This is a genomic window from Acinetobacter sp. YH01021, from assembly GCF_013420255.1.
GTDB lineage: Bacteria > Pseudomonadota > Gammaproteobacteria > Pseudomonadales > Moraxellaceae > Acinetobacter.
This window is the reverse complement of sequence record NZ_VOYO01000015.1, coordinates 63524-71378: the sequence shown is the minus strand read 5'-3', so window position 1 is coordinate 71378 and position 7855 is coordinate 63524. Positions and strand designations below refer to the sequence as shown.

Below are 7855 nucleotides of genomic sequence, written 5' to 3'. Positions count from 1 at the left end.
TTCTCAGTTGATTTTCAATATGTTTTCATTCGACCAAGTGCAACTGACTTTAGATAGAACCAATTGGAAATGGGGAAAACGAAATATTAATATCCTGATGCTCGCAATCGTTTATCGTGGAATAGCGATACCTATCCTTTGGACATTGCTTAATAAACGTGGAAATTCAGATACGAAAGAGCGTATTGCTTTGATTCAACGCTTTATAGCCATTTTTGGTAAAGACCGTATTGTGAATGTGTTCGCAGACAGAGAGTTTATCGGTGAGCAGTGGTTTACATGGTTAATTGAACAAGACATCAACTTCTGCATTCGTGTTAAAAAAACTTCATTGTCACCAATCATTTAGGAAAGAATCATAAAATTAGTGATTTATTTCGCCATCTTAAAGTTGGTCAAATTGAATGTCGTAAACGACGGATTTTGGTTGGTCGGGTGAAACTATATATAAGTGCACTACAGTTAGAAAATGGAGAGCTTTTACTCGTCGTTTCTCCTCAGTTTAATGCCAATGCTATTCAGGATTATGCATTACGCTGGGAAATTGAAACCTTATTCAGTTGTCTCAAAGGACGCGGGTTTAATCTTGAAAATACGCGCTTGACAGACCCTAGACGAGTGAAAAAATTGATTGCGGTGTTAGCTATAAGCTTCTGTTGGTGTTACTTAACGGGTGAATGGCAACATAATCAAAAAAAAGCGATAAAAATAAAGAAGCATGGACGACTCTCAATGAGTTTATTTCGCTATGGTTTAGACTATGTTCAAATGGCGATTCAGCGTTTAATTGGTTTTGGGAAAAAAGAAGAGTTTAAGGAAATTTTGGCAATTTTAAGAAAGCAGAATCCTGATAGGATAAGGGTTCTGTGAAATTTGTCGTGTACAGAGAATTCTTTTATAAGATTCGTTTTTTTGTCAGATTATTTAGATCTGAGATATTTCATTAGAAATGTATACCAGTATCCTGCCATAACTCATTCTATTTCTTATTTTTTATAAAAATGACTTTACTCAGGTGCAGGCAATGTACTTCTTACAAAATAATCCGCCATTCCTATACCAGATTGCTATTATCGATGTCACAATTTTGAATTAAATCTCAACAACTCAAGAATAATGACAGGAAAATTACAATGAACCCAAAAGAAATGAGCGGTTTAGCATTACTGGAAGCGATGCGTGATGAAAAAATCCCGGCCCCAAGTATTAGCGAAACCATGTCGATGCAACCAGCAGTGATTAAAAGCGGACATGTAGAATTTAAGGTAAAAGCTGATCATCGACATTTAAATCCGCTTGGCGGCGTCCATGGTGGTTTTGCTGCAACCGTTTTGGATACCGTGACAGGCTGCGCGATTCATACTTTACTTGAAGCAGGTGTCGGTTATGGCACCATTGATCTGAATGTAAAGATGTGCCGCCCCATACCTCAGAATCAGCCACTGAAAGCCGTAGGAAAATCAATTAATCTCAGTAGAAATTTAGGTATTTCTGAAGGTCAGATTCTGGATGAAGAAGGTCGCCTGTATGCTCATGCCACTGCGACCTGTATGATTATTCGGACTGAATGAATATTGGTAGCCTGTACAATTCATCAGACACTTCATTTAAATAATATTACTTTTCGCCTGCCCTGCTTTAACAAATGACAAGCGTGGTCGAGTTAAGCCTTGAAACTCAAAATAATGCTTGGAAACATTGGCTAATTCCACATCTTGTGTTTGTGTTGTTGAGGCTTGCCACGCTTTAGACTGATTAGTACCTGTCAAAAGATTGCCAGAAATGGCATAGATATAAAGGTCTTTGCCTTGCTCTTTCAGATAGTCTGCATTCAGGAAAACTTCAAAGTTAAATTGACTTTCAGTTTCTACCAACCATTTTTCTGCAAACCATAATTGCAGCAAATCACCTAAATAAAGTGATTTTTGCGCCAAGGGCCATAGCGTGATATGAGCGTCTTTAACCGGGATATAATACTGTGCAGGATCAGCAATAATTTGCAGATAGTTTTCTTGATAATAAGCCAGTTGAGAGAAAATTTGAGGGATGCTGAGCGTATTCATTCGCTGTCTCCGGTTTAGCCATTTTTGTGCTGGCAAGTAGGTTTAAATCCACACTGTTTGACCATTTGGTCAAACGACTTTATGGTTTTAATCTAGCAAGTGAAATTTATTCTGACAAGTATTTTTCGTGAAATTCATGCAATTGCCTAAATTAAAAACAGACAGGCTGTATTTATAATAAATATGATAATTTTTGCTTGACCCCTGTCAAAATCTCTCTATAATCGCTTTCAGATTCTCCAATAGCTCAGTCGGTAGAGCGACGGACTGTTAATCCGCAGGTCCCTGGTTCGAGCCCAGGTTGGAGAGCCAAATTCAAGAAAGCCCACTCATCATGAAGTGGGCTTTTTTATTATCTTAAAATTTGACGGCTTGTTATTTTCAACTATTTAAAATGAATAATTATTTTCAATCCCTCATAAAATTCGATATATAAATACCCCTCTTTTCAAAATTTTGAGATATAAAAAATCCCCCATGCATGGAGGATTTTTAAACTGTCACCGAGATTAAGCCGCTTGAGGCGGAACACCGCTATGAAAACGGAAAGTTTCATCAGGCGCGAGAATTAGCTGTTTTTCAACTTCACGAATATGTAAGATTCGCTCCTGAATATCCTCTTTCGGATTTTTCAGTTTTGCTGTGGTTGCCACATCCATTGCCAAAGCCAAATAGTCTTCAAAATGGCGAGATTCGGATTTGAGCAGGTAACGGTAGTAACGTGCCAACTCATCATCAACACGCGAAGCAAGCGCGTAGAAACGCTCACAGGAACGCGCTTCCACAAAGGCACCAATCACTAAGACATCAATCAAGGCTTCAGGCTCAAAAGTGCGGATTTCCTTACGCAAACTACCAGCATAACGCCCTGCACTCAAGTTCTGCCAAGCCTGACCGCGCTTGTTCATCAATTCAAGTACTTGCTCATAATGCAGCATTTCTTCACGCACCAGCTGTGCAAGCTTTACCTGTAGATCAACAAAATAACTATAGCGGAACATCAGGTTCATGGCCGTGCTGGCTGCTTTTTTTTCACAGTTGGCATGATCTTGCATTAAGATTTCAAGATTTTCGACTGCCATATCCAGCCATGCTTGTGGTGTTTCACAACCGAGGAACGCAATCACCGGCTGCATCAGTTCATCATAATTAATATTCGACATAACCACTCTAATCTTAACGCGCTGACTTAATCACGGCTTTCATTTGCTGAACCGCTTGTGCCAGACCGACAAATACCGCATCCGCAATTAAAGAATGACCAATATTGAGCTCATGAATCTGTGGAATCGCGGCGATTGGCGTTACATTATCCAGATTTAAACCATGACCTGCATTCACTACCAGACCTTTAGATGCAGCATATTCAGCACCTTTCACAATGCGTTCAAGTTCCGCTTGTTGCGCTTCTGGCGTTTCTGCATCGGCATAGGCGCCTGTGTGAATCTCAATCGTCGGTGCACCACAAGCAACTGCTGCATCAATTTGTGCAAAATCAGCATCAATAAATAAAGATACATCACAACCAATGGCTGCCAGCTCTTGAGTCGCTGCTTTTACAGCATCAAAATTACCCACGACATCCAAACCACCCTCAGTGGTCACTTCCTGACGTTTCTCAGGAACAAAGCAAACATGCTGTGGCTTAATTTCCTTGGCAAAGGTGATCATTTCATCAGTTACCGCCAACTCAAGATTCATACGGGTTTTTAACGCAGGACGCATACGACGTACATCGTCATCCTGAATGTGACGACGGTCTTCACGCAAGTGCAAGGTAATACCTTCTGCCCCTGCCTGTTCGCAGATCAATGCAGCATTGACTGGGTCTGGGTACGTCGTACCACGTGCTTGTCTTAAAGTTGCGACATGGTCAATATTGACACCAAGTAATGCAGCCATAATTTTTTCCTAACTATGATTGAGATTGAGAGTTTTGAATCCAGAGTTGTCGACTTTTCAATGGTCGATCACCGAGCAAAGCCGTTATCACCTGTCGATACAGTTTCGTCAGTAATTGTAACTGTTCCGGATTAAAATCCCCACCATTTTCATGCGTCAACATGCTTAAAATCTGTTGACCGGAGATAGTGGAGCGCAAGGCCTTAGCCGATGGCATAAAGCCAGCATTGAGCTGAAAATAATAATGTTGCTCAGGATTAATCTGCGCCTGATTGGCATCTACCGAAAAATCCAGACCATAACCGAGTTCTTCCAGCAAAACATGCTCAAACTGGCGCAAGATCTGTTTTAAATATAAATTTGGATTAGATTGTACGGATAATTGCTGTAATGCAGTTAAGGTCTCAGCATATTTGGCAAAAGTTTGCGGCATTTCGACTTCTAAAGGACATAACCGCAACAGGATTTCATTCAGATAAAAACCCGAAAAAAAGGCATCGCCAAAAAAGAAAATCGGCTGATTGACAATTTCCAGTTTAGTAAAATTTTTGAGTTCGGATTTACCTGAAGCTTGCAAACGAATGGGCTGATATTGCGGTGGTGGCATTTGCCTGAGAATGCCGTCTACCCTGCCATATTCTTGGGTAAATAAATGCACAATATGACTGCGTTCACGGTACTTACGATGATGAATCAGATAGCCATGCAGTACTTCGTTACGCATAAGCGGGTACTTTAATCCTTATCTTTTTTTGATTTTTTATCATCTTCTTCGTCATCCCCATCCGGGATCACTGCGCCCACAACAGCCGCTGTACCTTTCACTGCGACTTTTGTGGTTTTATAAGCCACCTTGACAGGAACCGTGACCACTTTATGAATACAGCCTTGCAGAAATAAAACACATGCAACCACTGCCAACACTTTCATCATCACAGATTCCTCGAAGGGTCTTATCAAGCTTATCGCTTAGATATCACTATAACCTAAGCTTTTTAATGCACGTTCATCATCAGACCAGCCACCTTTGACTTTCACCCAAAGGGTTAACATGATTTTCTGTTCGAACATTTTTTCCATGTCGAGACGCGCATCCATACCGATTTTCTTCAGTTTGACACCTTTCTCGCCAATCACAATGGCTTTTTGGCTCGGACGATCAACAAAAATCGTGGCATCAATATAGGTACAGGCAGCTTTCATACGACCGGTTTTTTCATTCAAGACCGGCTCTTCAGTTTTGAATGATTCGATCTGAACGGTCAAATCGTATGGAAGCTCTTCCCCCAGCTGACGCATGATCTTTTCACGGATAATTTCAGACGCCAGGAAACGCTCTGAACGATCGGTCAGTTGATCCAGTGAGTATAGTGGTGGCTGGAACGGAAGATACTTGGCAATCGTGTCACGTAAATGTTCAAGATTGGCACCACGAAGCGCAGATACCGGTACGATTTCCGCAAAGTTCATCAGCTTTTCGCGTTCACGAATCAGCGGCAAAGCTTCGTTCTTGTTTTCAAAAGTATCGAGCTTGTTGATCACCAGAATCACTGGCATTTCAGCATTTTTCAGCTTTTCCAGAACCAGGTCATCATTTGGCGTCCACTTTTGTGCATCCACTACGAATAAAACCAGGTTCACATCGCGTAAAGCCGAATGTGCCGCACGGTTCATCATTTTATTGATGGCACGGACTTCTTTTTTATGCATCCCCGGTGTATCGACAAATACCGCCTGAGATTTTTCACGTGAATCAATCCCCACGATTTTATGACGTGTAGTTTGTGGTTTACGTGAGGTAATCGAAAGTTTTTGACCCAGAATATGGTTCATTAAGGTAGATTTACCCACATTCGGGCGACCTACAATGGCAACAAAACCACTACGATAATCCGATGGGATCTCGGTGCCTTGTGCACTAAAAAATTGACTAATAAGGTCGTGACTGTCGCTTTGCGACTCGTGATCAGCATCAATGTGATCGGAATGAGTAGTCATTAAGACTTATGCTCCAAAAGTTTCAAAATATCCGCCGCAACGGCTTGTTCAGCAAAACGCCGGCTCGCGCCTTCGCCTTGCATGGTCGGCAATCCCGCAATCTGGCATTCCACTTTAAAATGCTGATTGGGTGCATCACCTTGAATATCTACAACCTCGTAAACTGGGAGAGGTTTCTTACGTGCTTGTAAATACTCTTGTAAGCGAGATTTAGGATCTTTAAGCTGATCTGTCGGCTCAATATGATCTAAATAGGGTTCGTACCATTTTAGCACAATCGGTTCTAGCACAGTGAGATCACCGCAGTCGACATAGATTGCACCAATAATGGCTTCTACCGTATCTGCCAGTATAGACTCACGATGATGACCGCCAGATTTCAATTCACCGGTACTGAGAATCAAATTCTGGCTCAGTTTTAAATCATTGGCGATTTTTCCTAATGCTTCCTGACGAACCAAGGTCGCACGCATACGCGTCAACCGGCCTTCATTTTCGCTTGGATAGGCATTAAAAAGATAATTCGCAATGATCATCCCTAAAAGAGAATCGCCCAGAAATTCCAGGCGCTCGTAGTTGTGTTTATGACTGACTGAACGATGAGTCAATGCCAGTTTCAGCAAATCAGCCTGTTTAAACTGATAGCCGATCCGTTTGGCAAGACGTTCATCATTTAGCTTTGACTGTGCTTTGATCAAACTCTTTCTCAAACTTCATCACTAAATCGATATTCATTATGAAATTTTTACGAATTTCATAATTCTTGTGCACCTGTAAACCATCGGTATTGGTAACTTTGGCAATTTCGTCAAACTTCAGATCACGAATATTATTCATTTCTAAACGCTGACTCATCTGTTGACGGAATGTTTCTGGCGTTATATTGGCTGGAGCGCTTTTTAACAGCGCCTCAATCTCACCATCTACCATACGATCATCGAAGTATGGCCCCCACACTGCAATCGCCACTTTTGCAAGAAATGCAAAGCCCACGATTGCAAATAAAACCCCAATATAAGAAGCACCTTGTTGATGTCTCATTTTTATTTTCCTGATTGAAACAATTAATCGATTGTTCCGTTTCGACCAAACGATGGCAATTTAAAGCCAGGTTCTTTATGCATCCAGATATAGAAGGCACGACCTGTTAAGTTTTCTTCCGGAACAAGCCCCCAAAAACGACTGTCAGCACTCTGATCGCGATTATCCCCCATCGCAAAGTAATGACCTTCTGGCACTTTCACTTCCCAATATAAACCATTTTCACCTGAATATTTACCATTTTCCAGATAGTTAATAAAAGGTGCCTGACGAGCGACATTCACACCTTCCAGCTCACGCATGGTAAAGGTATGCTCACCCAAGGTTTCTTTATGATAAATGGCATTTGGAGTATCTAAACGGTCTTTTTCGCGGCTAAATTCTACTGGAACTTTCGCCACTTTTTCACCATTAATGCTCAACTGGCCATGATCATAAACAATATGATCGCCTGGCAAGCCGACAATACGCTTGATATAACTGATGGTCGGTTGCGGTGGATAACGGAATACCGCTACATCACCACGTTCCGGACTGCCGGTATCAATAATTTTGGTATTGACCATAGGCAGTTTGATGCCATAGTCAAATTTATTCACCAGAATAAAATCACCAGTTTCCAGCGTCGGCACCATCGAATCGGATGGAATATTAAAAGGTTCATATAAAAACGAACGCAGTACCAGCACAATGGTCAGTACCGGCCAAAAGTCATAAGCCCAGGTGATAATAAAATTCTCATGGCCCTTACCTCGGGTTTGTCTTTGTTTCAAGACAAACTTGTCTAGCAACCACACTGCGACAAAAAACAGGGTCGCAGGCACAAGAATCAAATTAAAATCAAAATCCAT

General features: G+C 41.4%; 10 protein-coding genes, 1 tRNA gene and 1 pseudogene. 3 read left to right on the top strand and 9 right to left on the bottom strand.

The window, feature by feature from the left end; all coding sequences use genetic code 11:
* Positions 1-870 (top strand): annotated as a pseudogene (locus tag FTT86_RS11540) (IS4-like element ISAba1 family transposase); the annotation flags it as partial.
* Positions 871-1133: 263 nt separating this feature from the next.
* Positions 1134-1571, top strand: a complete 438-nt coding sequence (locus tag FTT86_RS11535) for a PaaI family thioesterase (RefSeq protein WP_005247499.1) — start codon at positions 1134-1136, stop codon at positions 1569-1571.
* 36 nt (positions 1572-1607) lie between these two features.
* Here the strand turns inward: FTT86_RS11535 and FTT86_RS11530 are convergent, their stop codons facing one another.
* Positions 1608-2063, bottom strand: a complete 456-nt coding sequence (locus FTT86_RS11530) for a hypothetical protein (RefSeq protein WP_005247501.1) — start codon at positions 2061-2063, stop codon at positions 1608-1610.
* 236 nt (positions 2064-2299) lie between these two features.
* Here FTT86_RS11530 and FTT86_RS11525 point away from each other — a divergent pair.
* Positions 2300-2375: transfer RNA gene (locus tag FTT86_RS11525), tRNA-Asn, on the top strand.
* Positions 2376-2572: 197 nt separating this feature from the next.
* On the opposite strand, the gene FTT86_RS11520 is transcribed toward FTT86_RS11525, so the two are convergent.
* Genes FTT86_RS11520 through lepB form a run of 8 tightly spaced genes read right to left on the bottom strand, consistent with a single transcriptional unit; the run spans position 2573 to position 7855 of the window.
* The gene (locus FTT86_RS11520; RefSeq protein WP_180181270.1) at positions 2573-3226 is read right to left on the bottom strand and encodes a tRNA-(ms[2]io[6]A)-hydroxylase; all 654 of its coding nucleotides are present in this window, start codon (positions 3224-3226) and stop codon (positions 2573-2575) included.
* Positions 3227-3239: 13 nt separating this feature from the next.
* A complete protein-coding gene (gene pdxJ / locus FTT86_RS11515; protein ID WP_180181269.1) occupies positions 3240-3965 on the bottom strand; it encodes a pyridoxine 5'-phosphate synthase in 726 nt (241 codons plus the stop codon).
* 13 nt (positions 3966-3978) lie between these two features.
* Positions 3979-4689, bottom strand: coding sequence for a DNA repair protein RecO (locus tag FTT86_RS11510; protein ID WP_180181268.1), 711 nt, complete (start codon positions 4687-4689; stop codon positions 3979-3981).
* A gap of 11 nt (positions 4690-4700) precedes the next feature.
* Positions 4701-4898 (bottom strand): NF038104 family lipoprotein, encoded by a 198-nt coding sequence (locus FTT86_RS11505; RefSeq protein ID WP_004645619.1) that lies wholly within the window; start codon positions 4896-4898, stop codon positions 4701-4703.
* Between the two features lie 36 nt (positions 4899-4934).
* Positions 4935-5963, bottom strand: a complete 1029-nt coding sequence (era, locus tag FTT86_RS11500) for a GTPase Era (RefSeq protein ID WP_004279061.1) — start codon at positions 5961-5963, stop codon at positions 4935-4937.
* Positions 5963-6661: a ribonuclease III gene (rnc, locus tag FTT86_RS11495; protein WP_004279062.1), complete on the bottom strand. Its 699-nt coding sequence runs from the start codon at positions 6659-6661 to the stop codon at positions 5963-5965. Before rnc ends, era begins: the two co-directional genes overlap by 1 nt.
* Positions 6633-7004 carry a DUF4845 domain-containing protein gene (locus tag FTT86_RS11490; protein WP_005103798.1) on the bottom strand — a complete coding sequence of 124 codons (372 nt, stop codon included), beginning with the start codon at positions 7002-7004 and terminating at the stop codon, positions 6633-6635. Before FTT86_RS11490 ends, rnc begins: the two co-directional genes overlap by 29 nt.
* Positions 7005-7027: 23 nt before the next feature.
* Entirely contained in the window at positions 7028-7855 is an 828-nt protein-coding gene (gene lepB, locus FTT86_RS11485; RefSeq protein WP_129717231.1) for a signal peptidase I, read from the bottom strand.

What these genes read in the sequence shown, in the direction of transcription:
- FTT86_RS11535 (WP_005247499.1), top strand. Translation starts at nt 1,134, where the DNA reads ATGAACCCAAAAGAAATGAGCGGTTTAGCATTACTGGAAGCGATGCGT.
- FTT86_RS11530 (WP_005247501.1), bottom strand. Translation starts at nt 2,063, where the DNA reads ATGAATACGCTCAGCATCCCTCAAATTTTCTCTCAACTGGCTTATTAT.
- FTT86_RS11520 (WP_180181270.1), bottom strand. Translation starts at nt 3,226, where the DNA reads ATGTCGAATATTAATTATGATGAACTGATGCAGCCGGTGATTGCGTTC.
- pdxJ (WP_180181269.1), bottom strand. Translation starts at nt 3,965, where the DNA reads ATGGCTGCATTACTTGGTGTCAATATTGACCATGTCGCAACTTTAAGA.
- FTT86_RS11510 (WP_180181268.1), bottom strand. Translation starts at nt 4,689, where the DNA reads ATGCGTAACGAAGTACTGCATGGCTATCTGATTCATCATCGTAAGTAC.
- FTT86_RS11505 (WP_004645619.1), bottom strand. Translation starts at nt 4,898, where the DNA reads ATGATGAAAGTGTTGGCAGTGGTTGCATGTGTTTTATTTCTGCAAGGC.
- era (WP_004279061.1), bottom strand. Translation starts at nt 5,963, where the DNA reads ATGACTACTCATTCCGATCACATTGATGCTGATCACGAGTCGCAAAGC.
- FTT86_RS11490 (WP_005103798.1), bottom strand. Translation starts at nt 7,004, where the DNA reads ATGAGACATCAACAAGGTGCTTCTTATATTGGGGTTTTATTTGCAATC.
- lepB (WP_129717231.1), bottom strand. Translation starts at nt 7,855, where the DNA reads ATGGATTTTGATTTTAATTTGATTCTTGTGCCTGCGACCCTGTTTTTT.